Source organism: Planococcus beigongshangi (assembly GCF_016820495.1).
GTDB lineage: Bacteria > Bacillota > Bacilli > Bacillales_A > Planococcaceae > Planococcus > Planococcus beigongshangi.
This window is the reverse complement of the sequence record NZ_JADHDU010000003.1, coordinates 271,279-297,112: the sequence shown is the minus strand read 5'-3', so window position 1 is coordinate 297,112 and position 25,834 is coordinate 271,279. Positions and strand designations below refer to the sequence as shown.

The window sequence follows — 25,834 nt, the reverse complement described above, 5'->3', positions numbered from 1 at the left end:
TCTTCCCTTCAGATCATTTCCACTTCCAGCCAGCCGCGGACGCTGTTGATGAACCAGACGGCGTCGCAAATGGCGAGGTCGTTTTTCTTGAGGACCTTTTCCTTAATCTTACCGCTTCCGATAAGCTGCTGCCGGAAAGTCCCTGCCAATAAACCGCAGCTTACCGGCGGCGTAACGAATTCACCGCCTATTTCCAGGACCAGGTTGCCGATTGCAAATTCCGTGAGTTCTTCTCTTTCATTCCATAATAAAACAGAGAAAGCTTCCTGCGGCATCTTTTCTGCCGCTTTTTCATAAATTTCACGATGCGTCGTCTTGTGATACAGGAAGGGGTCGTTGCTGTCGACGGGTGCCGCTGCCATGGCGCATTTCACCGGCTGCGAGATGGCTGACAGGGGCTGCGCTTCGGCGGTGATACCGCCAGTACGGCTCAACAGCAGCCGCACTTTATAGCTGCCCCTTGGAAATTCCGCTGACAGCTGCGTGAGCCGGTGTTCCACCTCGGGTGTGTCCAACGCAAAGTTAAAATAAGCAGCAGAATCGGCCAGGCGGCTGAGGTGATAACCCTTCAGCGGATAATCGCCATTCTCGAGCTTCAGCGATTCGAGGAGTTCGAACACGGGCCTGCGCGCCGTCAGGACTTCCGCTTTTGTCTGCAGTTCCCTGAACTCGCCTTCCGAAGTCGAATCCCACGTCACACCGCCGCCGACTCCGTACCGCGCGCGGCCGTTCCACTGATCGATGGTGACTGTCCGGATCGGCACATTGAATACCGCGTCTTTATCAGGCGTCAGAAAACCGATGGCTCCGCAATAAACCCCGCGCGGCGTCATTTCCAGTTCCGCAATTCTGTGCATCGTGCTGATTTTCGGCGCCCCTGTAATCGAACCGCAAGGGAACAGCGCTTTGAAAATAGCCAGAACCGTGAGCCCCGGTGCAAGTTGCGCTTCTACAGTCGACGTCATCTGGTGGACGGTCGGATACGTTTCCACTTCAAACAGCTTCGTGACATTGACACTGCCTTTTGTGGCCAGGCGGCTCATATCATTGCGCAGCAGATCCACGATCATCAGGTTTTCCGCCTGCTCTTTTTCGGATGCCAGCAATTCCGCGACCCGCATTTCATCCTCTTCGAGTGTCCGTCCTCTCGGCGCTGTTCCTTTCATGGGTTTCGTCATCAGCCGGCCATCATCGATCCGGAAAAACAATTCGGGGGATGCCGATAAGATCCGGTGATCCCCGATATTCAAATAAGCCCCGTAGCCTGCCTGCTGATTATGCGCGAGCTGGCGGTAAAAAGCGAAGTCACTGCCGCTGAAACCGGCATGCAGCCGCTCGGTGTAATTGACTTGATAGGTATCGCCTTCTTCAATCGCCTGTTTGATCTTTTTGATGCCCTCTTTATAGGCTTCGGGGGAACCCGCCATGCGCCAATCGGAAACATGGTAGTCTTCGGCTGTAGCTGCGGCGTCAGGATCCGGGCGCTCCGGTTCACCGAATATCCCGAACCAGATGAGCGGAAAATCGTCAGCCGGACGCACTTCCATCGCCGGATCGAATGCCGGCGCCGCTTCGTAGGAAACAAAACCGGCTGAATAATAGCCCTGTTCTGCTGCGGTTTGGAGTTCTTCCAGAACAGCTGCCACTTCTTCGAGCTTATTCGTCTGCAGCACGCGCAGCGGATCCTTGAATATCAGCGGTTCGATGCGGCCGGTGGAATTCCGGAATTCAAAGTGAAGATACGGATTGGCCATTTGCGTCTCCTTTCTTGACGGTGTTCCAGAACCTCGCCTGTTTATAATAATTCTCCAGCATTTTATAGCCTTCTGTCGTCATGATCGATTCGGGATGAAACTGGATGCCGGCGACCGGAAGTTGCCGGTGCCGGACGCCCATGATGGCCCCGTCCGATGTTTCACAGCTGACTTCCAGACATGCGGGCATGCTCGCTTTCTCCGCAACAAGTGAATGGTAGCGGGTGATTTGCGCAGGGGACTCGATCCCATCGAACAACCCTCTCCCATCGTGAGACATGGCTGCCGTTTTGCCGTGCATCGGCTGTTCCCCTTTGACGATGCGCCCGCCGAAAAACTCGACGATCGCCTGATGGCCGAGACATACTCCAAGAATCGGGGTCTCACCACTCAATGTCGCCAGCACTTCACGCGTCGCACCTGTTTCAGCAGGGCGGCCCGGTCCAGGCGACAGCACGATGAGTTCCGGCGCCATTTTGCGGATTTCCGTTCCGGTTATCTCATCATTTTGAAAAACCCGGACGTCCCCTGCAATCTGTTCCAGGTAATGCACCAGATTATAGGTAAATGAATCGTGATTATCGATGATCACAATCATGTCTGCACCTCTTCAATAAAGATTGTAGTTGCTTTATTATACGTGTTTTCCACTGCAAATAAAATCTGTGTTGATTGGTGGGAGGGGATGTAGGGTGGGGTTATTTAAGGGATGGCGTTATTTGTTTCGTGGATAGTGAGATTTGTCTCACGGATAGTGAGATTTGTCTCACGGATAGTGAGATTTGTTTAACGGATAGAAGGTTTTATTTAACGGATAGCCATTTTTATCTCACGAGTCAATTTTCCTACAGGTTTTTCATAAAGAAAAAGTACATGATGGAAAGCAGTCCGCTGGCCGCGGACTGCCCTGGGGCAGGGCTTTCGCGCCTGCCCGATACTGCCGAGAGCGGGTTGGACCAATTAGGAGCAGCCTTAATGGTTTGTTTCATGGATAGGATGGTTTGTTTAACGGATAAGCGTTTTTATTTAACAGATAGCCGTTTTTATTTAACGGATAGAAAGCTTTATTTAACGGATAGAAAGCTTTATTTAACGGATAGCCATTTTTATCTCACGACTCCCCAAAAAGCTGCGCCGCGAAGGGTCGCGGTGCAGCTTCAGTTGGTCTTTCTATTGGTTTCAGCGCTTTTCGCCTGCAAAAATCATTCAAACTTGGAATTTCCATCCAATCTCCATGCCGGGATTGCCTTTCATCCCCTGCCACAGGTCGGTTTGCTCAATTTGGCGGGCGAGCTGCAGCAATAGGTGCTCCTGCCCTTTTCCGGCCATCACCTGTACGCCAAGAGGCAAGCCGTTTTCTGTGACATGGACAGGAAGCGACATCGCCGGCTGCCCCGTCAGATTCGCCAGCTGCGTATATGGTGTATAGGTGAGGCTCGGCAGGAACATATCGTAGATGATCTCCTGCTGATCCCACATAGTGCTGGTGCGATCCCAGCGTCGAAGCAGGTCTGAACGGGATTCCTTGCTGTGGGTTAATTCCCCGACTTCCGGTGCCGGATAAGCTGTCGCCGGTGTGATATAGAAATCATAGTCTTCATGAAGATCAGCCATTTTCGCAGCTGCTGCATCCCATGAAGCCAAACTTGCCGAATAATCCGCCGCCGACACGTTTAACCCTGCCTGACTTAATAACCACGATTCAATTTCCATATCATCCGCCGTCAGCTCCCGCCCTGCGCCTTTTTTCAGGTTTCTTACCAGCAATGACATTTCCCCACTGTTCATCAAATAATAATCGCGCATCAAATTAATCCCATCGATGCCGTTGCCGCGTTCTTCCACTTCATGTCCCTGCTGCTCAAGCCACTGGACCATCTTCATTACCGCCAGGCGTGCGTCTTCGGAAACCGGTGTTCTTACAGGAGACTCCAGGGTGAAGACGATTTTCAATGGACGCGTGAAGTCCTGCTCCATAACAGCCATGTATTTCCCGGGAAATAAGGGCGTGTGGAAAGCTGCTGCCGGCTGCACTGTCTGCAATAAATCCAGCATGGCCGAACTGTCACGTATCGTTTTAGTTAAGACAAAATCAATCGATGCCCCCTGCCACTGCCGTCCTGCACCAGGGCCGACCGGCATGCGGCCGCGTGTCGGTTTCAAACCGAATAATCCGGTGAAAGATGCAGGTATGCGGATAGAGCCACCGCCGTCACTTGCTCCGGCAATCGGCACAATTCCAGAAGCGACCGCAGCAGCCGAGCCGCCACTTGATCCTCCCGGGGAATATTCCGGATTCCATGGGTTGCGGCTGGGTCCGTAAAGTTCCGGTTCGCTGATGTTTTTCAAGCCAAACTCCGGCGTATTCGTGTGACCGACAAATGTGAATCCCGCCTGTCTCAGTTTCGCGGTCAGATGTGAATCCTGTCCGGCTTTCATATCTTTCAATAATTTCGAACCGGAAGTCAGTTTCTCGCCTTTCAGCGACTGGGAGATATTCTTCAGCGCCATCGGAACGCCTGCGAAATCGCCGGCTGACATTTCTTTTAATTCCTTTTGCGCCAGTTCACGCCGCGTTTCGGTAAAGGCGTTCAATCGCGGCTCCACCTGTTCGAGCCGTTTATAACTTAAATTCAGCAGCTCTTCGCTGTTCACTTGTTTATTTTTCAATAAAGCAGCCATTCCAACTGCGTCCAGTTGCATATATTCCTTCAAATCCATCCTTATTCCCCTTTCGGCCGAAGCTGTTCCTTCTATCTAATGTAGACCTATTCAGAGTATAGCATTTGGGTGCGGCATTTTGGGAAAGAACTGGAAACCCGAAATCCGAATGAATTAGCGGTCCGAAAAATATCATTCTGGATGAAAAAATATTAAGTTGAGCACAAATATGCGTTTGCCGCGCATAACGGGGCTTCTCCCGCGCACAAAGTTCCTTCTCCCGCCCATAAACCGTCTTCTCCCGCGCACACCACAAAAAACAGCGGACTGGAAACTCCAGTCCGCTGTTTTCATTTATATTACCCTTCACTATCTTCGTCTGTATCAGTATCAGTGTCGGTGTCAGTATCGGTGTCGTCACTTTCCGTATCCGTATCTGCATCAGTATCGGCGTCGTCCGCGTCAGAATCCGTATCCGTGTCTACATCGACATCGGTGTCGCCGCCGTCATCTTCTCCGTCATCTGTTGGTACGACTGTGCCTCCGTCGTCATCTTCCACATTGATGTCCTGATCTACATCCGGCTCATCATCTCCACACGCTGCCAGCATTCCTACAGACAGAAATGTTGCTGCGCCAAGTTTCAGCCATTTTGCTTGTGCCATAATATGTTCCTCCTCGGTTTGTATGCGTTATTTCTATATAACACCTATACCCGGAGAAAACTGACTAAAACTTATTTAATAATGTCATTCATTCCCAAAAAAGTTTTTGTAATAGAAACTCTCAGCCATGCACAGCCGTTGTCTCTCTGCGCAAACGGCCATAGTATGCCCATATCCGGAAGATGATTGAGCCGAAAATCAAAATGGCAATCATGAACAGGCCGCTGCTGTTCCATAAAAACCAATCCTGAATTGTCTCTGCTCTGCTGATATAGCTGATGATGAAGTAAATATAGAAAGTGATTAGAGGCAGGAACGCTGCCGTATACGTAATCGCGATTCTCTTCGCGTGTTTCAACCGGCTGGTCCGGTCGCTGTAAAGCTGCGGCCGCTCTCTTCCTTCCTCGTATGCCTGGCTCCAGATTGTCCAATTCTCCATATTCGAGTACGAAACGAATTTTTCCTTCCATCCCGCTTCCCGGTGAATCGCGTAATAACTTTCAGTCGGGCCCCTTTGATAATCCAGCCGGTAAGCGATGCGCCGCGGTTCCCCTTCTATGAAATAAAACACGCTGCCGATTTTATTGACCCGGTACAGATTAAAACCTTTCAGTTCCATGGATTCAAGCCACTGCTCCATCTTATCGGGCGAATAAATCCACGCGAATTTCACTTTTCTTATCAGACGGCCCGCCCGTCTTAATTCACTTTCCGTCTTTCCGTCCAGCTGCTGATGCACGGAAACCGCATCAACATTTTCTGTCCCTTGCAGCTGTTTGTTCGTCCGCGTGATTTTAACGATCGAATAAATCCCAAAGATCACGCTAGCCAGCACAAACGCCATGAAAAGATACGTCACGATCCACATCGGACTTTCCACAACATTACGGCCGCCTTCCACTACCCAGCCGGTGAACATTGCAGCAGAAAAATTCAGCAGGATGACCGTGAAATAAATGATCATTGCAAAAAACAAATAAGTAATGAACCGGTTATGCTTGACCACCCCGTCCCGCACCGGCGACGTCCTGATTGCCGATTCCGGTTGACTGTTTGCAGTGAATTCCCATTTCCCTGCAGTTGTGGCTATTTCCCAGCCTTCCGCCTGCAGCGTCTTCGGCAATACAGGAGAGCTCATTTTTTCATAAGCAATCCGGTAAACACGCGTTTCCGGCTTCCGCTCCTGAAAATGGAAGCAGCGCGACCAGCGGTTCAACTTTTCAAAGATCCAGCCCTGTTCCGCCATCCCTGCGAGCCATTCTTCTGTCTTCCTTACATCATAACTCCATAACGGCCTGTACACTCGTTTCAACTGAATCCCTCCTCAAACGCGATCGCATTGTGATGCACTTCTTTGATTCTCCTGATTTCTGCCTGCATCAATTGTTTTCCGGCATCGGTGATTTCGTAGACGGTCTTCCGTTGCTCGTCGGCAAACACCGTAATCACGCCGTCTTTCTGCATTTTGGTCAGGGTTCCGTAAATCGTACCGGAACCCAGACTCAGGCGGCCGACCGTGATTTCCTCGACATGCTTGATGATGCCGTAGCCATGCCGGGGCTCCGTTAATGACAATAAAATATAAAAAGCCGTCTCGGTCATCGGTACATATTTCTTCAGCAACTTCTGGATGTCCACCGGTATCCCTCTTCTCACTATGTCGTATCTCGACTATATCACGTCGTGACATAAAAAGGGAAGGAATTTTTGTAAAAAATTTGCTTTTTTAATGCTGGAAACACATTGAGAAAACTGGAGTCGCGGGTTTATCAGCGATTTTTGTGGGTTTATCAGCGATTTTTTTAGGTTTATCAGCGATTTCCGGACGTTTATCGGCGATTCTCCCAAATTCGAGCTTCCCCAGGCCGTAAAAAAAGCAAAGCAACTCCACTTTCAAGTCGCTTTGCTTTTTCTCTTTTCCTCACTCTCTACCAGTCGGCTGCCCACCGCTTCGACAAACTTTTCACACCGCGTCAAATCTTTTTCCTGCGGCATTAATTCAACTTTCAGCACTGCTGCCAGGTCCGTCTGCGCATACAGCATGTCCCGAAAGCCGTCGACAGCTCCGCAGAATTCCGCAAAGAAACTGTCGCCTGTGCCGAACACTGCCGTTACGAGATGCTTTGATGCAACCGACTCCATATGATGATAAACGTCCCTCATTTCATAGGGGATTTCCCCGCTGCCCCATGTATACGTGCCGACCAGCACGGCGTCGAAGCAACCAATATCCGCCTGGCAGAATTGTTCGGGTGCGAATACATGCACATTCATTCCCTGCTCCTGCACACTTTCCACCAGCATACCTGTCAGTTCCCTCGTATTACCGGTGATGGAGCTGTAGACAATGGCTATTTCCGCCTTACAGTTCATCAAACCCATTCGACTGTGACACTTTCGAATACGTGCGGGATTTCTGTTCGAAGAAATCCGATTTCGTGCCATTCATCATATCGTCGCCGAACACCTGGATCCACGGCATGGGATTGCTGCGCTCTTCGTAGAGATTGTCCACACCGAGCTGCCGCAGCCGTTTATTGGCCAAGTATTCGACATAATGACCGAACTCCTCCAGATCGAGTCCATCAATATCAGCCAAAATATAATGCGCCCATTCCTTTTCCAGCTGGACGGCGTGGTCCACCGAACGATAGATATAAGCAATGTTTTCTTCATTGTTCAGCTCAGGATTCTCCGTCAATAGGATCCGCACGAACTGCCCGATGAAATAAGCATGCTGCATCTCATCGCGCTGGATATAGCTGATCATCGTGCTCGTTTTCAGCATCTTCTGCTGGCGCGCCAGGTGATAGAAGAACGCGAATCCGGCATAGAAATAAATGCCCTCGAGATTGATCGAATTGATGCCCAGCTGGAATAAAGTCTGCGGCGTTGGGTTCTGGCGGAACTCTTCATAAGCATCCAGAATCCCTTCATTGCGCTTCCGCACGACTGGATCGCTTTTTGCCTGATCGAAGCGCGCATTCTGTTCCGCCACCGATACAAGCGAACTCAATATATAGGAATAGGATTCGTTATGGACCGCTTCCTGCTGGGCGATGACCGCGAAAATCGCCTTGAAGCTTGAATCGGTGACATAATCCATCACCATCGTCATCGTCGGCGTCTGCAGGGAGTCGAGTGAGGCCAGCTGTGTATTGATGCGGAGGAAGACATCACGTTCCGTGTCGCTCAAGTGATCCCATTGCTTGATATCGTCCTGCATGTTGATTTCCTGCGCTTTCCAAAAATTCGCCAGCAGCGTCTGATACAGATCGTACATCTGCGGATAGGCGATATCGTTCCAGTTGAGCAGTCCAGACGATTTGCCGTTCAGGATGCCCGTCGATTTGTTCGGATGCTCCGGATTGAGCAATTTGATCTTTGTTAACGGTGTATGGATTGTCATCATAAGTCCTCCCTCAGCTCATGCACGCTTCGCATTCTTCAATTTCCGCCTGCGAAGTGCTGCGCACGTAATAAGTCGTTTTCAGTCCCTGCTGCCATGCTTCCAGATGAAGCTCCAGCAATTCCTTCGCTTTAATCGTATGCGGCACATACAGGTTGAAGCTGATTGCCTGGTCGATGTGGCGCTGTCTCGCCGCATTCTGGCGGATGCTCCATTTCTGGTCCAGCACGTGTCTCGCCCGGCGGTAATAATCGTAAGTGTTATGATCCAGATCCGGTGCCGTCACCTTGAATTTGAAGTTCTTCTTCTCTTCTGCATACTCAACGGCATACAGCGGGTCGATGCCATCTGTCGATCCGCCGATTTTCGCCGTCGATGAGTTCGGCGCCACGGCCATCATCCAGCCGTTGCGGACGCCGTGTTCGGAAATTTCTTTCTGCAGCTCCTGCCACTTTTCACCTTCATAGCCTTTACGGCTGAAATACTCACCCGTCTGCCATTCCGACCCGGCAAATTCACGGTAGCTGCCTTTTTCTTTCGAGAGTTCCATCGATGAACGGATGGAATGAAAAGCAATTTCTTCATACAGTTTATCTGCATATTTAACGGCATCTTCCGTTTCCCAGTGGATGCCTTCCAGCGCAAGCAGATGGTGCCAGCCGAACGTCCCCAAACCAACTGCTCTATATTTTTTATTCGTCGCATCGGCCTGTCCTACGGAAATCGTATTCAAATCGATGACGTTATCGAGCATGCGCATCTGGATGGGAATCAGGCGCTCGAGGACATCCGCCTTCACCGCCCGCGGCAGATTGACCGAGGACAGGTTGCAGACGACGAAATCGCCCGGTTTGCGGATCATGACCAAATTGCCGTCTTCGTCCGTGAATTCTTTGACAATCGTCGTCGCCGACATATTCTGCATGATTTCTGTACACAAATTACTGCAGTAAATCGACGTCAGCCCGCGTCCGCGCAGATGCTTGTTCGGATTCTGGCGATTGGCTTCGTCGCGGTAGAACATATACGGCGTGCCGGTTTCCAGCTGCGACACCATGATGCGCGCCATGATGTCCATCGCCCGGTAGGTCTTCCGCGGCAATAAAGGATTAGAAACCGCGTCTTCGTATTTTTCCGTAAAAAGAGCCCGGTCGGTTTCATCATAGAAATCCTCCAACCCCAGCGAAACGCCAGAATCATCTTTCCAGCCCATCACCTCTTTCACCTGATGGGGACAGAACGTATGCCATTCACCGACACTGCGGCCATTTTCATCAGTTTCCTTCAATTTTTCCATAAACAGATCGGGAATCGAAACGCCGGTGAAAATATCATGCGCTTTACGGCGCTCATCGCCATTATTCGTTTTCAGATCCAGGAAGCCGTTCATGATGTCTTTATGGAAAACGTCCAGATACACCGCCACTGCTCCCTGGCGCTGCCCAAGCTGATCGACGCTGACCGCCGTATCATTGACGAGGCGTATCCACGGAATGACTCCTGAGGAATTGCCTTTGAATTTCTTGATATCCGACCCCAAAGCGCGCACTTTGCCGTAATAGATGCCGAGTCCGCCGCCATCTTTGCTCAGACGTGCGATGTCCCAGTTGTTCAGGTAGATGCCGTCCAGTGAATCATCGACCGTATCAATAAAACACGAAGACAGCTGACCGAAGCTTTTGCCTGCATTTGATAAAGTAGGTGTCGCGACCGTCATATACAGATTGCTCATCGCCCAGTAGGCTTCCTTCACCAATGCCATGCGCCGCTCTGCCGGCTCGTTCTGCATCAGCGCCATGGCGATCACCAGAAAACGCTCCTGCGGCAATTCTTGGAGGTTGCCTTCATAATCCTTCGCCAAGTAGCGGTCGGCAAGTAAAAACAAACCGATGTAATTGAACAGCAGATCGCGTTCCGGTTCGATGATTGCGCCGAGCTCACGTATTTCCGCTTCCGAGTAGGCTTTCAGCAACTCATCCGAATAGATGCCGATACGTGAGAGTTTCTCGATCAATTCATAGAAGCCTCCATATTTCCCTCCTGAGTCATAACCCCGGCTCCCAGCCGCCTGCCGGTAAAGTTCCCCAACATACAATTCCGCCGCCAGAAACGTCCAGTTCGGTTCATCCATCGAAATGCGGTTCAGCGCATAAAGCATAGACTGTTCCGTGTCGATCTTGCCAACCAGCTCTCCGATTTTATTCCGCAATGCTGCAGTATCGAGTCCGTGCAGCCGCTCGGCACGCTCCAACGCTTTTTCGACTGTATCCAATTCTGTTGAGATTTCCATCGTCATCCTACACCAGCTCCTTCGCAAATTCGTTCAGTTTCATGCGCCGCTCTTTTCTCGCCTGTGCGTTCGCGAACAATTTCTGCTCTTTTTCCGTTTCCGGAACCACGCCCGGCACGGGGGTGGGGTTACCGCCCTCATCCACTGCCACCATCGTTAGGATAGCCGTCGTCGTAAGCGTCCGCTCACGCGTTTCGATATTCTGGCATTCCGCTTTCACATATACTTCCATCGACGTCCGGCCTGTCGAAATGACGACGCCTTCCAGGATCAGCACATTGCCGATGCGCGCGGAGGACAGGAAGTTCACCGTATCGATCGATGCCGTCACCACTACTTGGCCGCTGTGCTTCATTGCTGTGATTGCTGCAATTTCATCAATATAGGCGAGCACCGTCCCTCCGAAAATCGTACCCATATGATTCGTATCCGGCGGCAGCACCAGCCTTGTCTGGATTGTGCGTGATATACCTGCTGAAATCTGTTGCTTCATTACATTCATCATCCTTTCAAATAAAACCCAAACACAAAAAAACCCATCTTCTCCGGAGAGAAGATGGGTTGGATAAACGCAGCATGAAAGGGGATACCGGCAGAAAAACGCACTGATTCCCGTCAAGACCATCGTCATACCCCCCAGCTCCCGGAGAAGGCAATTAACATATAACGAAGGCAGGTCTCCTGGCTCGTGCGTCATCCTCTGCTATGGCCTTCCCATCTTTCGACAGTGGTTTCCAAAGCTCGTCAGCACTTACAGTTGCGGGTACAGCGCCGGCATTTCACCGGCTTCCCTATTAAGCCCTTTCAGGCACCTTCATTATCGGTTTTCACTATATATTGTGTTCTTTTATTTAATATAAACTAAATATGGTACTCCTAAACTATATATCAGCAGCATATTTTTAGCAAGGGCCGTTTTGATCAGTATTTATCATGCGGGATTTCCAAAATTTACGTGTGAATAATAATAATATCTTATAAAATGATTATCTAAAAATAACAATTATCAGATAGATTTCATTTTTATTACTCTAGACTCATATACTTTAAAATGAAAATAATTATGTTATGATAAGAAACTGATATTAAAACAATTATATGAGACTTTTATTTTGTTAGGATTTTTGGCTATTACATTAAATGGAGATGCACTTTTACTAATGAAACGATTTGCTGGCAATCATTTTCACTACGGCTGGGTCATTGTTGCCATTGCGGCGTTGTCCCAGTTTTTCTCTGGTCCCGGACAAACTTATTCCAATTCAATTTTCATCGATTATTATATAGAGGATTTTGGCTGGAGCCGTTCAACGGTGTCCGCCATCTATTCGGGCGCGACACTGGCAGCGGGCTTTTTGCTGTTTTTTGTGGGCCGGCTGATTGACCGTAACGGTTCCCGGAAAATGGCGGTGATCGTGTCGGCCCTGCTGGCGGCCGCCTGCCTGTTCAATAGTTTTGTGACAAGCCTTGTCATGCTGTTCATCGGCTTCTTCTTCATCCGCCTGCTCGGCCAGGGGTCCATGGCATTGATTTCGAATTCCCTGATTCCGCAGTGGTTCGTCAAAAAAAGGGGACGCGCCTTAAGCATTGCCGCAATTGGCGGACTGGTCAGCTCAGCAGCGTTCCCCTTGCTGAACGTCTGGCTGATCGATTCTTTCGGCTGGCGCATGTCCTGGCTTGTGCTCGGGGCCATCATACTTGTCCTGTTTACGCCGCTCGCTTTATTTCTGATCCGCAATTCTCCGGAAGATGTCGGCCTGCTGCCGGATAACGGCGCCGCAGAAAAATCCGGGAAACGGCAAAAACGCATAGAAGAAGTGAGCTGGTCCGTCAAGGAAGCTTCCAAAACACGGGCTTTCTGGCTGTTGCTCGTCTGTGCGGCGATTCCCGGCATTGTGAACACTGGACTGACTTTCCATCTTGTTTCGATTTTCCATGAAAATTCCCTGTCGCTTGAAGCTGCGGCAGGCATACTCAGCCTGACGGCATTGATCGGCTTGCCGGTGACTTTCCTTACGGGTCTGCTGCTCGATAAAGTGAAAGTGCAATATATGCTGGTATTGGTCTTCGCAGGAGAAATCGCTTCGCTGCTGCTCCTGCAAAAGGCGGATTTTCTTGCCGCTGCCATTGTCTTCGGTTTGGTCTGGGGAGTGAGCATGGGGATGGAACGCATTGTCATGGCTGTTGTCTGGCCAAATTATTTCGGCCGCAAGCACATCGGCAGCATCAGTGGCATTTCGATGGCGATGATCGTAACGGGTTCAGCGCTTGGTCCTTTGCCGCTCGGCATTGCCTTTGACCTGTTCGGCGGCTACACGGAAATCCTTTGGGCGCTGATGCTGTTCCCGGTACTGGGAATGGCCGCCGCTCTTATGGCAGAACCGCCTGCCAAAGACATGAAACAGGAAAAAATCGTGGCTTTGCCCGCACCGCTCCCCATTGAAAAAGCCTCTATGCAATAAAGCCGGTGCAGCTTAAACTTGAATGCCGTTTTACAAATCATGCAACCACACGAAAACAGGAAGATCCCCCAGTCGGATCCTCCTGTTTTTTTTTATTTCATTTACGGCGATATCAATAGCTAAAATTGCCTGAAAAAGGAGCTGATGAAGATAGGTTGTTTTTTGGCATGATTGCCGGTTTGATAGGATTTGCGGGTTTTATTGATTGGAGGAGAAAAAAGAACCGGAATACCGTATTGGACTCGATAAACACAGGCGCCAGTCTGACCGGGCTCCGGATTTAATGCCTTTTAACGCCACTTTCTGCCGGAGTCTTCTCTGGCGCATCGTAATCGTCGAGCTTGCGCCGGCAGCTGTGGACCAGATTCTTTGCCGATTCGCGCAAAGAGAAATAATGCTGGCGGATATGCGCTTCATTTTCCATATCGATTGGAATCTTAATGATTTTTGCATAATCTTCCGTCCAGCGGTTAAAGTACCGGCTCATTTCCTTGGATCGGTATTTTTCGCTTTTCAATAATGCATTCAACTCTTTTTTTTCATGCAGAAGTGTGTCTTTTTCACGGCGCAGTAATTGCAATTCGCGTTTTAAGACCTGAATTTCCCATAAAGCATTTTGAGCCACTTCCTTCTGATGGCCTTCCAGACTTTCCGCCAATTCCGTAAAAGCACGTTCCCGGTAAAAATGATTTATTGCCGCTTTTGTATTCTCCATGATGTTCACATCCTTTTCACTCTTGGGTCTATTGAAAAGTCAGAATTGGATCAGGGACCCAATAACACATCTGCAGGCAAGCCAAAAAATTCCGCAAAACGCTCAGCATGATCTTCCGGGATCACTTTTTTTCCGCTCTCATAAGTCCAGATTGCGCTTTTGGCAACTCCAACCTCGCGGGCCAGTTCCTGCGATGAAATCCCTTTGGCCTTCCGGAGTTCCTGCAATCCACTTACTGCCTGGACCATCTGCCCCACCTCTTCCTTTTGTCTCAAACTTGATGCCATTCAGCCTACAGATCCTGATGCAGGCCGATGATCCCATTGCGGCGATAGATGAAACGATGATCTTCCAGCGTTTTCAATACTTTTGTCAAAGCCGCATGAGACATATTCAAATCTGTTGTAATTTCCTTGATCGTCTTAAACAGCACACCTTCCGAAGAAGAGTTATTCAGGAAATAAACCATGAATACTTCCCCGTTCTTTTTGCTCTTCTCATCTTCACTTGCAAAACAATGTCTTGATTTCCTTAATAGATCCTTCTCTTCCATTCTTTTGTTGCTGCTTATTGCAAATTTGCCTACCATATATAGCGCCTCCCATAAATTTCAAATATCGATTTTCTTCTTACATATTTACCCTTTATAAAGAATAGTTAATCATTTTCTTATCAGATAAATCAGAAAATAATATTTGTAATCTTATTGGGAAAGTCGTTCCTGGTTTAATTTACATAGAAATAAAAACGGCCATTCCGGAACGAAAATCCGGAACGGCCGTTTGGGTCGGTATAAAATAGACTTCAAAAATTCATATTCATCATTAATCCAATATATGAGGCTGCTACAAAAATAAGGCCGGAAAGGCATAAAATCCATAAAGGCAGCTTTTTGAAAAAGCCCATGATCATCAGGCCGAGCGACATGAATCCCAGCAACACCAGCAGAATACCGTCGACCGACATGGAAAGTTGCGGGACGATCGGCAGCAATAATTTGCCGCTTACCAATTCCAAAAACGGCGCTGTGCCTTCAGTCAGCAGCGTATTGACAACATTATGGGGCGGTGCAAGCTTGCTCATGGTGGCAGTGGCCAGAAACACCAGGCCGAGCAGGAAGACTTCAAGCTTCAACAGAGGGCGCGAAGGTGCCTTCGCTTTATTGCCAAAACCATTCAGGACAGCCGCCGCCAATAAAGGCAAAATGCTCAGATGCTTCAATAACAGCATCTGGCCATACGGGAGTACCCAGGAAGCCGCGTAATCAGCTGGATTTGAAAACAGCAGCCAGACTGCAATGCCGCTCAGCAGAAGTACCATTACCATGCCAAACGCAAAAGGCGTGAACCATTTCAGGAAGCTGCGCCAATTGCCAAGGTCTGCCGCAAAAAAGGTGACGACCAGCAAAACGCCTGCCCATAGCGAGAGCGCCAGGAAATGCACGGTATGGCTGAGCATGCCCGGTAAGAATTCGAGCGATGCGGCGTGGCTCCCAAAACCAATATTGACAACAGCCAGCAGGAACCAGAAAGCCTGAATCTCTTTCGAACTGTTGAACGCCATTGCGCCAAACCAGAAAAAAGCCAGCAGCAGACTGAATATGAAACTTTGGCCTGCCTGAAATTCAGTGATGGCCATCCAAATTGCTGAACCGGGAGGGCTGTTTTTCATCAACAGCCCCGCCAATTGGATCGCCGGCGCCGCCGACAGGACCGGTATGGATGCGATTGCCAGCAGGATCACCGATTTTTTGATCGTGACGGCCGGCTTACGGTGATCCGGTACAAATTGCAGAACGATGTGGCCGGCCAATAACGAAACCACAGCATATAACAGAAAATCTGAAACGATGGTGAACCAAATCATCTTCTTCTGGCCATTACGAAAATCGTAACAGCGGCGATTGCCAGGACTGCAATCAGGATGATGGTCATCCACGGAGTCGTTTCCGCGGCCGCTTCATCAGCCGCCGCTACAGTTTGCGACGCTTCTTCTTCTGCAGGCGGAGCTGTTGCTTCTTCCGTTTCTGTTGCCTCTGCCGTCTCTTCTGCAGCTTCTGCTTCAACGGTTTCAGCTGCAACATTGAATGTCAGCGTACCGGCAACTTCATGTCCGTCCTGGCTGATGACGCTCCAGTCCACAACATATGTGCCGTTCGGAAGTTCATCTTCCAATTGGCCAACCAGCTCCATCTCTTCGGGGCTGACGTCTGACAATGCAATTTCGCTGCCGGATTCGTCAACGATGGTCATGGCGCCCTGCTGAATCGCCGAATCGAATTGGAAACGAATTTCCTCCGGTGATACATCGAGCGCTTCCCCTTCCATCGGCGTGGATGAAGAAAGTCCGGCGTGCGCGTTCACTGAAAGCGGCATGATCAATAACAGGATTAAGAATGCGAATAATTTTTTCATGAGATCCTCCTTAAGATATAAAGCCTTTGGTAATAATACTATTTGAATTTGCCTTTCTGAACATGCGATCCTGTGAAACTTATGTGAATAAAGAAAGGATGGGTTTTCACCGTTTTTGCATCGCGAAAACACCCGGATGGATGGCGGCCGGATAACATTTCACTGCCCGCCCCCGCGGGCCTTCCGCACATTCACGATTCGAGTCGGAATCTTCGACGGATCCCCCCCGGAATTTCCCCCAGATCATCGATGATAAAGTCTGCCGCAGCTTCTTCCCACTGGCTGTTCCGTTTCCAGACGCTGACCATGCCGGCGAGCGACGCAGCTTCCACGTCATTCAAGGGATGATCCCCGACGAAAATGGCTTCTTTCGCAGCCACGCCCAACCGCTCCAGCGCCCGTTCAAAAATCCGCCTATCAGGTTTCCGTAAACCCTCTCTTTCAGAAATCAATATCTCATCAAAATACGGTTCAATGCCCAAGGCACGGATATTGCCCGCCTGAAAATCCGTAAACCCGTTCGTGATCATGCCAAGCCGGATGCCGCTGCCCTTCAGCTCCTCAAGTAGCGGGACCACCCCCGGAAACGGGATGCAATGTTTCGGGAACTGCGCAAGGTAATCATCCAATAATTCCTGCCACGAGATGCCCTGGATGTCAAATTCATCAACCAACTGCAGATAGACTTCATCTTTCCAGACATAGCCATTTTTCTCGAGCTCGATAAACCGCGACGCATACTCCGCCTGCCCGATATGGCCCAGTTTATTTTCCAGCCTTTCGTATTGCTCCAAGATGAACTTATGGATGGAAGAATCCCGGTCCAGAAGTGTCCCGTCCAAATCAAAAATAACTGCTTTTATCATCGGAATTCACCTGTTTTCTACGTTTTTTATTCAGATAGTACAAATCATACATGAGTTTGGAACTTTTTAGAAATTAATGACTTATGACCTATGTTAGACGGACTGGACAAACATGATAATTTTCTGGCTAACACTATTTTGTTTGATGGGGGAAAGAGATGAAGAAATTATTGGTTTTATTGATGGCAGTCCTTCTGGTGCTGTCGGCTGTACCTGCTTCAACGTTTGCGCTTGAACAAGACGACAATGAATTTGAAGCGTTCTTGAAAGAAATCAACTGGTCTAAGGAAGACTATATTGAATACTTGAACAGTAAAGACTGGACTCTTGATTATTATGAAAGCGCCGATGAACTGGGAACGCCTTTATCTGAAGAAGGCGTGCAGGAAGTTATGGCTGCTTTCGAATTGACGCGCGAGGAATTGAATGGGCTGCTCTTCGAATACGGCGACATCGAAGAAGGCCAGGATGTCCTTGACGGCATATATCTGATTTTCGAAGAAGATCTTTACTTCTATATAGAATATTATCTGGAAGCCGGAATTGAAGAAAATGATCCTGAATTCTTAGCATTCCTGAAGGAAATCGGCTGGTCCCAAGAAGACTACATCGCTTACCTTGCATCGAAAGACTGGTCTTTGGAAGATTACTGGTCTGTAGATGAACTGGGGACGCCTTTGACTGAAGAAGGCGTGCAGGCTGTAATGGCTGAATTCGAATTGACCCGTGAGGAACTCAATGCCTTGCTTGTGCAATTCGGCGACATTGAAAAAGGTGAAGATGTACTTGATGGAATTTACATCATTTTCCAAGAAGACCTCCATTACTGGATCAATTACTATGTGAACGAAGAGCCTTATGAAGAAATCGATTTCGGCATTGAAGGGCTGTTTGAAGAAATCGGTTTGACTGATGAAGAGCTGGAACGTATTTTCGACCATCTGCTGACGTTGGATATCGAAGATGAAGGTTTCATGGCTCAGATCGATGCCCTGCTAGTACGCATTGACGCCATGGAAGACTTTGAAAGCGCAGATGATCTGGATGCAGCTCAAATTGCAGAAATTCTGGACATCTTCACCCAATTGATCGACCTGTTTGAACTTGATATAAAATACTACCTGACTGATGGCACTGACAAGCAACCGCTCACGCTGGCTGCTCTCATGGCACTCGAAACGACAAACGGCATGGATTTATTGATTGAAATTTACAATACTCAAGGCACTTTCCTGGCAGACATGATTTTCACAGCCGAAATGTTCGGTTCAGAAATCATCAAAGAAACAGGCAAGGACATTGAAGTTGTGAAAGAAGCGGTTGCCGCCCCAAAACCGGTGACTGTGCAAAAAGACGTGAAAGCGGTGAAAACCGTCAAAGGCGGCAAGCTCCCGAAAACAGCATCCGATTACGGCGTTAACGCGCTGATCGGCCTGGCATTTGTACTGGCCGGCTTCCTCCTGTTCCGCCGCATGAAAACTGCAGGCAATTGATCGATGCGAAACGAAAGGAATAAAGGCAAAGGCCGCAAAAAGATTTTTTTGACGGCTTTGGCTCTGTCAATGATAGCATTCGGTCTTTGGTTCAGCGGCACGAACGCCGCCTCTTTCCTGAAAGGTTACCTGCTCTTCAAATCCGGCCAGGTCAACAGTGCCGATTTCAGCGTAAAAACCGCTCCATCCAATGAAACGCTCAGCCTGCCGGAAGAACAAGGCGAAGCGGATGCGGACGATGAAGTGCTCTACCCGGTTCGCCCGGAAACAGGTGACAATATCGGCAACCTGACGATTCCATCCATCGACGCGGTGCTGCCGATTTTCCACGGCACCGATGAAGACGAGTTGTTGAAAGGCGTCGGCCATTTTGCAGGGAGCGTGTTGACTGGGGAAAACGACAATTCGGTTCTCTCCGGCCATATGGATACCGTATTCCGCCGGCTCGGCGAAGTCGCAAAAGGCGATCTGCTCGTTGTCGAAACATCGGCTGGAACGTTTACGTATAAAGTGAAAATGACCCGCATTGTGGATGCCGATGACCGGACAGTAATCGTGCCGAAACCGAAAGCGACGCTGACGGTCTCGACCTGTTACCCGTTCGACTTCATCGGTCCGGATGCACCCGAACGTTTTATCCTGGTAGCTGATTTGGTTTCGAAGGAATAAAGAAAAGCGACAGCGCCCGTTCAGCTCTGAAAGGCATAAGACGAATCAGCAGAGTGGCGGTCTCTGCCACGGCAGCTGAGTCGACTTATGACCCGAAGAGCTGGGCCGCTGGAGTCTGGCCAGTAAGAAAAGCGACATTGGGTTTATCGGCGATTTTTCACGGTTTATCAGCGATTCTCCCATTTCTCACATAAAAGCGTCCCACTCTAAATTGTAGAGTGGGGCACTTTTTGATTGAATCACTTTCTCGCTTTCAAAATACTCAAGTATTGCTGCCACGAACCGACATCCTGCCGGTATCTTTCAGCCATGACGCGTGTGATTTGCGAAATATGCGTCAGGTCATGCACGACCCACGTAGAGAGCAGTTCCCTTAAAGTGACGGAGCCGAATTCGGGATGCATCCCCCGCAAATCGAGATCTTCCTCCGGATCCACCAGTTCTTTCAGCTTCTCCAGATTGGCCATGCGTATTTCCCTGAATGCCGCCAGCTTCCGTTCGATAGTGGTGTCAGCTGCGGTTTCCAGATGGGCAAAGCGGTCGAACGGCGGAAAAGTCCGGCTTTCTCCTTGCTGAAGCAGTGTTTCAATACGCGGAATCCAGTTGCTTATCTCCGCTTCAATCAGATGGGCAATCACTTCTTCCGCATTCCACGTTCCTTCGCCTTCATTGCAGTGGATCCATCCCTCTCCGGCAGGCCGGAAAGAAACGCCTCCAGGCTGGCCGGTGTCCGCGACAGCAATTGAATAGCTTCTTCAAAGCGCAAATTCATACAGGCACCCCTTTTTGGTGATTTTACTTTCTTCCTGTATAGAATTCGCTTTGTTCCGCTGTTTTCCTTCCAATATCCGGCCAGCGAGGACGTTGCTCGACTCTTTATTTTATTGCCGCAGGATTTCTTCCATCACTTCAAGATTCTTCTGCATCAATGAAAAATATGTTTCGTCTGCATCGGTCTCTTCCTGGGTCAATACACTCAGATTATGCAATTGCACAGCTTCCGCGCCGAGTTCCTGCTGAATCACTTCAGTCAGCCGGGAAGAAACATTCTGTTCAAAGGCGATAGACTCAATATTGAGTTCTTCCGCCTGCTTCACAATATCTACGAGTTCCTGCTGAGACGGTTCGTCTTGGCTGTTCAAGCCGGCAACTGCCACTTGTTCCAAACCGTAGCGCTCCGCCAAATAGCCGAACGCCGCGTGAGAAACAAAGAATGTTTTCTGTGCAGCTGCATCGCCCATCTCTATAAATGCAGTGTCCAGTTCCTTCAATTCTTCAATCAATGCTTCGTAATTCGCTTCGTAATGTTCCGCATTTTCTGCATTACGCTCGACCAGTTCATCTTTTATCGCTTCTGCAAGCTGTTGGCTCAGTACAGGCGAAATCCAGACATGGGGATCGATGTCGTGGCTGTGGTCGTGGGCTTCTTCCGTGCCTTCCCCGTGGTCATGGTCGTGGTCATGATTTTCTTCCGTGCCTCCCCCGTGATCATGGTCGTGGTCCTCTTCATGCGAATGGCCTTCGCCCAGATCACTTTCGGCAATCGATTCACCGGTTGCGATGAATTCCACGGCTTCATTGCTTAACGTCTTTTTGGCATTATCAATAAAACCTTCCAGCCCCAGTCCTATGTAGAACATGAGATCCGCTTCCGCCAGCGCCATCATATCCTGCTGGGTCGGCTCGAAAGTGTGCTCGTTCGAACCCGCCGGATAGATCGACTGGACATTCACATGCTCGCCGCCGATTCTTTCCGTGAAGTATGTAAGAGGATAAACCGTCGTGTAAATTTCGATTTTTTCTGCTGTCGCCGCATTATCGCCGTTCGTATTCGCCGTTGTTTCCGCTTCTTCTGCATTGCCGCAGCCGCTCGCCGCCAAAAGCAGCAGGATGGGCAGGAGTAATTTCTTCATAGGGCTTCCCTCTATTCGCTTATTATTGGTCGTTTCCTGTTTTACCAGCTTGCTTTTCTGACTCCCGGTATCTGGCCTTTATGAGCCAATTCCCGGAACGCGATGCGCGACATGCCGAATTTACGCATATAGCCTCTGGGCCTGCCGGTCACGGCGCAGCGATTTCTCAGCCGCACCGGCGATGAGTCTTTCGGCAGCCGGTTCAATTGTTCGTGCTCCCCATTTGCCTTCAGTTCGTTCCGGTAGTCAATAAAACGATCGACAGCCGCTTGCTGCTTCTGCGCTTTTGCCAGCTTGGACTTTTTCGCCATCCATGTATCACCTCTTATCATTCGTAATCATTACGATTTGTAAAACCGTAAAAATTTTTATTTAGTTTCCCGGTGCAATGTCACTTTACGGAGACGCGGACAATATTTCTTCAACTCGATCCGCTCGGGGTTGTTGCGCTTGTTCTTCACAGTCGAATAATTGCGGTCGCCGGTTTCGGTGCACGCCAATGTGATATTCACTCTCATATATTTACCTCCTCTTTTTACAAATAGTAACGATTACGTTTTACATCGTATAATAAAAACGGAGATCCTGCAAGAAGTTTTTTCAACCGATAGAATTTCGGCAAATTACCCCTATCGCAAACAATTGACATTGAATAGAGAAAAGTCTTCAAATGATCTTAAAAGACCGATCATTTTTATCCACAAATTAAATCCGCAAAGGTAAATTTAATTATCCACAGAAAAATTTCTGTGGACTATTTCTCACACCTCCCCTTATCCACAGAACAGCTGTATAAAAAAAAGAAAAACTGCCGTTTCAGCGGCAGCCTTCCAAATTGCTATGACGGATTCTCAATCAAACCCATGAATAGGATCACGCCAGTTTCGTCATCCGTAATCGTGAAGAAGAACGGCCGGTTTACGATCAGTTCAAATGGCGGTTCCGCCGATCCTGATGTTTCAAGAACAGCCACTGACGTCGCAGCTGCGGCTTCAGTTCCTTCTTCGCTCACGTTGACAAAGCTTTTCTGCTTCACTTCACTGATGAATAAACCACTGCTTTCCTCGAACATTTTCGATAGGTCGACAGTGTCAAAAGCTGTTTCCATGCCGAAATCCTGCAGGGTTTCATTCAAATTCACTTCGTATTCCAGTTCGAATTTAGGCAATTTCACGAGGCCTTTCCGCGATTCAAAATTCGTCATCCAGGCGGACCAGTTTTCATTCTCCAATGATGATTTGAATTCGCCCAGAGAAGAATCTTCTGCCGGCAGGAAGACGTGCATATTCATCTCGCCTTCCCCGTACGGAAGCGCCACCGCCTGAAATTGGTCGGTCTCCATATAGGCGAGCTCTTCCTCCAGGACCATGAGCGGAACTTCCGCTGTGGAACCGTCGGCCGGATAGAATGGCTGCTCTTCTGTCAGTTCCTCGATAAAAGTGTATTGCCATGTCCCGTTAAAATAAATAGCATTGAGCAAAATAGCTGCCAAATCGCCCGGCAATGGACTTTCAACCATTTCATCGATCCTGTCGTTCGTCTCTTCCCGGACCCACTCATTGATCGCATCCGCTGACGCTGTATCCGTCACATCGATCATTTCCACTTCTGCATTAAAGTAATCCTGGCTGCTTTCCCTGAAACTTTCGAGAAACCGGTAGCTGTCTTTTGCCCAGATGGAATTCGCGATATTCAATTCGATGGCGTCGGAATTGCTGCCCAGTTTCGCAATGAGCGATGCATTCGCCTTATTCATTTCTTCAGCAGTCAGTCCTTCTGCCTCTAAAACTTTCGCGATTTCCTCTTTCGTCACACCGTCCGCTCCGTTATACACCATGGCCAGCGCCATATACAAACTGGTCGGAGACACGAAGATATTGCCGTCTTCCCTGTCCGACAAATCGTTCAGCAGCTTCATGCCGAGGGCGTTGTTCGCTTCTGCAATCAGCTGATAATCCGTCTCCCCGTATTCCACTCCATCCGCAATCTCCATACTGGCGCCTGCTGTGCCGCCCGTACTTCCGCAGCCCGCGATCAACGCCATGAATCCCGGTGCAATAAGAAAAAGAATCAATTTTTTCATCAGTGAGATCCCCCTTTGCAGAGTAGACTGGTAAAGAGATGAAAAGTTACAGGGCTGCTGCATAATTATGAATATACCCAAGGGAAATTTGATGATCTTTACATGTATTCGGTGCTGAAGCGGGAGTTCAGCAAAGACTCCTGTTCTTAATCCTCTTTTGGATTTCCGGTTGAAGCCACCCACTCAGACCAGGCTTTCATGTAAGCCGGCAAATCCTCGGGATGGTGTCTATTGCACAGAGCCATTCTGAGGTATAGTCCGACAAGCACCTGTCCGTATATTTCGGCAGGCTTTTCCTTTAACCAATGAAGGACATAGTCGAACGTCTCTTTTGTTAAGTCTTCGGGTTCTGAAAAAAATGCATACACCAAATCATACAGCGGAACTCCGATAACGGGCGCAGGATCAATTACGCCTGTCAGCTTCTTTTCATCAAATATGAAATTATGGTAACCACAATCTCCGTGCAATAAATAAGAGGCCCCAGCGGGTTCAAGCTTTTCGACGAGATCAGCTATTAACCGGTGGTCATCTTCCCCCAGTAAGGAACCGATGCCCCTTCGCGCTGCGCTTGTTTCATTTCTTAAAAAAGCCTGCCAGGAAGAGGACGGCGAATCCAGCCAGCCCCACCCCGGATCAGCAGCAACTTTTACATAATTATTGATCAGCTCTTCCACCAGTCGTTTCAGAACTTCTTTTTTGCGGCTTCCTTCATGGCCAGTTGAACCGTTCATGAAGGAATACACCATATAAGTCTGAGACGGATCAACAAAAAGGAGCTTGGGCAATACCCGCTGCATACCGTATGTATTCAGGAACAGCGCCTCCGGACCGGTAACATCCGGCTCATTGAACTTCAATGCGAATTCCAAGTTATTTACATGCAATAGATACAGTTCACTGACAGTCCCACCGCTCAATTTCTTAAAGCTCGCCGGTTCCGCAGGTATGACGTTACGTGAGAGAAGCGTTGAAATTACTTGTTGAACCTTTATATTAACCACTCCTATAATGCCGTTAGACATTCTTTGATCGTTTGTTGTACTTTACCCAACTCATCTTTCCCCTCAATCTGCATATAGAAGCTCTTCAAAAACTTTTTGGCATTGGCCATCAGGAACCAGTAATTCTCTTCTTGGAGAAATTCTTTTTGCTGAAGTATGTCCGCAGGCAACTTCTGCAGTAAACTTTCGATAATTTCAAAGTCCAGTTCCCTGTTCAACATGTCAAGAATCGGCACCAGAATCCGTTCTTCTTCATCATGGAGATAGACGGAATCGGATACAAATGCTTTATTCCATAGAGCACCTAAAAGCTCCGCCTGCATTTCCATATCTGCAAATGGATTTTTTGCGAGTTCATCAAAAGCATCCGCCGCATGAGCGATGCTATGGGCCCAGCCTTTGCCCGGCACGAAACCGCGCAGATCGTTTTCGGCATCCAGATAAACGATCAACTTCTCTTTCACTTCCGATACTGTCTTCGCTGAAAGGAAATGCGATTCATTGTCACTGTAAAGGATGAGCGCAATCAGCAAGGTTGTGAACGACCTCGTAAACACCGAATCCGTATCCACCTCACCAATGCCGTGAAATAACAGTTTGTCCGTCAAACAAGCTCCTAGCATTTCTCCCAGTAAACTTTCATCCAGCCGCTTTTCTAGAACCAGGTTGCAGAATGTGCCGTAGATATAAGTGTCACGCAAGAGGCTGTCGCTTGAGCCGATGTGTTCGAGCATCGATGCGATGATCACCTCGCTCTTTTCTTCTTCCCAGCCTTCTACACCGGAATGGATTTTTTTCAGGAACTCTTTCAGCTCCGCTGCTGTCAATAAAGCAACGTGCTCCGTTTTATCCATGTAACCCCTCTTTTCCTCTTGCATCTATATACTTAGAACCCGCACAAGCAGCTGATTCATATCTTCGGCGCTTTGCTTGAAATCCTGGCGATGCCACTCGATTGCCAGGCCCAGAATGGCATTCGCCTGGTAGGCGCTCACCATCGAAATATCGATGTCGATCCCGTTGCCGTAATGTTCACTGACATCATCCTTGATGAGTGTTTGAACGTGGTCGAAGAGAAGATAATAATAGGCCAGCGGCACCGTTTTCGAAAATACGATGTGGTAGAACGGCTGGTATTTCTCAATATGATGGAAAATACGGATGGTCGCAGGGTTAAGATCCTTGGAAAGCAGATTCTGCACATATTTATACGGTTCCTGATATGAATCGGCCAAGTCTTCCATGATGGTTTTGAAGTATTCCTCAAACAGATTTTCAACCTGTCCGTAATGCGCATAAAATGTTCCCCGGTTGACCTTCGCCAGCTGGCACAATTCCGTTACTGAAATCGAGTTCAAGCTCTTTTGTTCCAATAAATGCATGAGTGCATTCCGCAAAGCTTCTTTTGTCTTGAAAATCCGCAGGTCTGTCTTCAT

General features: G+C 48.8%; 26 protein-coding genes, 1 pseudogene and 1 riboswitch. Of the genes and pseudogenes, 3 read left to right on the top strand and 24 right to left on the bottom strand.

What is annotated here, in order from left to right:
- Nucleotides 1-8: 8 nt before the first annotated feature.
- The 10 genes from pabB to IQ294_RS08655 form a co-directional block, all read right to left on the bottom strand.
- A complete protein-coding gene (pabB, locus tag IQ294_RS08700) occupies nt 9-1,754 on the bottom strand; it encodes an aminodeoxychorismate synthase component I (protein WP_203333643.1) in 1,746 nt (581 codons plus the stop codon).
- A complete protein-coding gene (locus IQ294_RS08695; RefSeq protein ID WP_203333642.1) occupies nt 1,729-2,352 on the bottom strand; it encodes an anthranilate synthase component II in 624 nt (207 codons plus the stop codon). The genes pabB and IQ294_RS08695 overlap by 26 nt, the downstream gene beginning before the upstream one ends.
- A 608-nt stretch (nt 2,353-2,960) precedes the next feature.
- On the bottom strand, nt 2,961-4,475 hold the full coding sequence (locus tag IQ294_RS08690) for an amidase family protein (RefSeq protein ID WP_203333641.1): 1,515 nt from the start codon (nt 4,473-4,475) through the stop codon (nt 2,961-2,963).
- Between the two features lie 299 nt (nt 4,476-4,774).
- Nucleotides 4,775-5,080, bottom strand: a complete 306-nt coding sequence (locus tag IQ294_RS08685; RefSeq protein ID WP_203333640.1) for a hypothetical protein — start codon at nt 5,078-5,080, stop codon at nt 4,775-4,777.
- Between the two features lie 121 nt (nt 5,081-5,201).
- Nucleotides 5,202-6,383, bottom strand: coding sequence for a DUF2812 domain-containing protein (locus IQ294_RS08680; RefSeq protein WP_349291345.1), 1,182 nt, complete (start codon nt 6,381-6,383; stop codon nt 5,202-5,204).
- Between the two features lie 5 nt (nt 6,384-6,388).
- The gene (locus IQ294_RS08675; RefSeq protein ID WP_203333638.1) at nt 6,389-6,718 is read right to left on the bottom strand and encodes a helix-turn-helix transcriptional regulator; all 330 of its coding nucleotides are present in this window, start codon (nt 6,716-6,718) and stop codon (nt 6,389-6,391) included.
- 255 nt (nt 6,719-6,973) lie between these two features.
- On the bottom strand, nt 6,974-7,462 hold the full coding sequence (locus tag IQ294_RS08670; protein ID WP_203333637.1) for a flavodoxin domain-containing protein: 489 nt from the start codon (nt 7,460-7,462) through the stop codon (nt 6,974-6,976).
- Nucleotides 7,443-8,489 carry a ribonucleotide-diphosphate reductase subunit beta gene (locus IQ294_RS08665; protein WP_203333636.1) on the bottom strand — a complete coding sequence of 349 codons (1,047 nt, stop codon included), beginning with the start codon at nt 8,487-8,489 and terminating at the stop codon, nt 7,443-7,445. Before IQ294_RS08665 ends, IQ294_RS08670 begins: the two co-directional genes overlap by 20 nt.
- A gap of 13 nt (nt 8,490-8,502) precedes the next feature.
- On the bottom strand, nt 8,503-10,785 hold the full coding sequence (locus IQ294_RS08660) for a ribonucleoside-diphosphate reductase subunit alpha (RefSeq protein ID WP_203333635.1): 2,283 nt from the start codon (nt 10,783-10,785) through the stop codon (nt 8,503-8,505).
- A 1-nt stretch (nt 10,786) separates the two neighbouring features.
- Complete coding sequence (locus IQ294_RS08655; RefSeq protein ID WP_203333634.1) at nt 10,787-11,272, bottom strand: acyl-CoA thioesterase; 486 nt, start codon at nt 11,270-11,272, stop codon at nt 10,787-10,789.
- A gap of 161 nt (nt 11,273-11,433) precedes the next feature.
- A riboswitch (cobalamin riboswitch) is annotated at nt 11,434-11,610 on the bottom strand.
- A 329-nt stretch (nt 11,611-11,939) separates the two neighbouring features.
- Here IQ294_RS08655 and IQ294_RS08650 point away from each other — a divergent pair.
- The gene (locus IQ294_RS08650; protein WP_203333633.1) at nt 11,940-13,241 is read left to right on the top strand and encodes an MFS transporter; all 1,302 of its coding nucleotides are present in this window, start codon (nt 11,940-11,942) and stop codon (nt 13,239-13,241) included.
- A gap of 280 nt (nt 13,242-13,521) precedes the next feature.
- On the opposite strand, the gene IQ294_RS08645 is transcribed toward IQ294_RS08650, so the two are convergent.
- The 6 genes from IQ294_RS08645 to IQ294_RS08620 form a co-directional block, all read right to left on the bottom strand.
- Entirely contained in the window at nt 13,522-13,956 is a 435-nt protein-coding gene (locus IQ294_RS08645; protein WP_203333632.1) for a hypothetical protein, read from the bottom strand.
- Between the two features lie 50 nt (nt 13,957-14,006).
- Nucleotides 14,007-14,243, bottom strand: a complete 237-nt coding sequence (locus IQ294_RS08640; protein WP_203333631.1) for a helix-turn-helix domain-containing protein — start codon at nt 14,241-14,243, stop codon at nt 14,007-14,009.
- Nucleotides 14,244-14,248: 5 nt separating this feature from the next.
- Complete coding sequence (locus IQ294_RS08635) at nt 14,249-14,545, bottom strand: replication/maintenance protein RepL (RefSeq protein WP_203333630.1); 297 nt, start codon at nt 14,543-14,545, stop codon at nt 14,249-14,251.
- A gap of 215 nt (nt 14,546-14,760) precedes the next feature.
- On the bottom strand, nt 14,761-15,822 hold the full coding sequence (locus IQ294_RS08630) for a copper resistance D family protein (RefSeq protein ID WP_203333629.1): 1,062 nt from the start codon (nt 15,820-15,822) through the stop codon (nt 14,761-14,763).
- Nucleotides 15,819-16,370, bottom strand: a complete 552-nt coding sequence (locus tag IQ294_RS08625) for a copper resistance CopC family protein (RefSeq protein ID WP_203333628.1) — start codon at nt 16,368-16,370, stop codon at nt 15,819-15,821. Before IQ294_RS08625 ends, IQ294_RS08630 begins: the two co-directional genes overlap by 4 nt.
- Nucleotides 16,371-16,561: 191 nt before the next feature.
- On the bottom strand, nt 16,562-17,236 hold the full coding sequence (locus IQ294_RS08620; RefSeq protein WP_203333627.1) for an HAD family hydrolase: 675 nt from the start codon (nt 17,234-17,236) through the stop codon (nt 16,562-16,564).
- 158 nt (nt 17,237-17,394) lie between these two features.
- Between IQ294_RS08620 and IQ294_RS08615 the strand changes: the two genes are divergently transcribed.
- Nucleotides 17,395-18,729, top strand: a complete 1,335-nt coding sequence (locus tag IQ294_RS08615) for a processed acidic surface protein (protein WP_203333626.1) — start codon at nt 17,395-17,397, stop codon at nt 18,727-18,729.
- Between the two features lie 3 nt (nt 18,730-18,732).
- Nucleotides 18,733-19,398, top strand: coding sequence for a class D sortase (locus tag IQ294_RS08610; RefSeq protein WP_203333625.1), 666 nt, complete (start codon nt 18,733-18,735; stop codon nt 19,396-19,398).
- Between the two features lie 239 nt (nt 19,399-19,637).
- Here the strand turns inward: IQ294_RS08610 and IQ294_RS08605 are convergent.
- The 8 genes and pseudogenes from IQ294_RS08605 to IQ294_RS08570 all read right to left on the bottom strand — a co-directional run bounded on the left by IQ294_RS08605 (nt 19,638) and on the right by IQ294_RS08570 (nt 25,834).
- Nucleotides 19,638-20,170: pseudogene (locus IQ294_RS08605) on the bottom strand (DinB family protein).
- 109 nt (nt 20,171-20,279) lie between these two features.
- On the bottom strand, nt 20,280-21,311 hold the full coding sequence (locus IQ294_RS08600) for a metal ABC transporter solute-binding protein, Zn/Mn family (protein ID WP_203333624.1): 1,032 nt from the start codon (nt 21,309-21,311) through the stop codon (nt 20,280-20,282).
- 41 nt (nt 21,312-21,352) lie between these two features.
- Nucleotides 21,353-21,622, bottom strand: coding sequence for a 30S ribosomal protein S14 (gene rpsN / locus IQ294_RS08595; RefSeq protein WP_203333623.1), 270 nt, complete (start codon nt 21,620-21,622; stop codon nt 21,353-21,355).
- Between the two features lie 57 nt (nt 21,623-21,679).
- Nucleotides 21,680-21,829: a 50S ribosomal protein L33 gene (gene rpmG, locus IQ294_RS08590; RefSeq protein WP_112221669.1), complete on the bottom strand. Its 150-nt coding sequence runs from the start codon at nt 21,827-21,829 to the stop codon at nt 21,680-21,682.
- Between the two features lie 320 nt (nt 21,830-22,149).
- Complete coding sequence (locus tag IQ294_RS08585; protein WP_203333622.1) at nt 22,150-23,394, bottom strand: serpin family protein; 1,245 nt, start codon at nt 23,392-23,394, stop codon at nt 22,150-22,152.
- Nucleotides 23,395-23,540: 146 nt separating this feature from the next.
- Entirely contained in the window at nt 23,541-24,398 is an 858-nt protein-coding gene (locus tag IQ294_RS08580) for a phosphotransferase (protein WP_203333621.1), read from the bottom strand.
- Nucleotides 24,399-24,400: 2 nt separating this feature from the next.
- Nucleotides 24,401-25,252: a DUF2785 domain-containing protein gene (locus IQ294_RS08575; RefSeq protein WP_203333620.1), complete on the bottom strand. Its 852-nt coding sequence runs from the start codon at nt 25,250-25,252 to the stop codon at nt 24,401-24,403.
- A gap of 24 nt (nt 25,253-25,276) precedes the next feature.
- Complete coding sequence (locus IQ294_RS08570; protein WP_203333619.1) at nt 25,277-25,834, bottom strand: TetR/AcrR family transcriptional regulator; 558 nt, start codon at nt 25,832-25,834, stop codon at nt 25,277-25,279.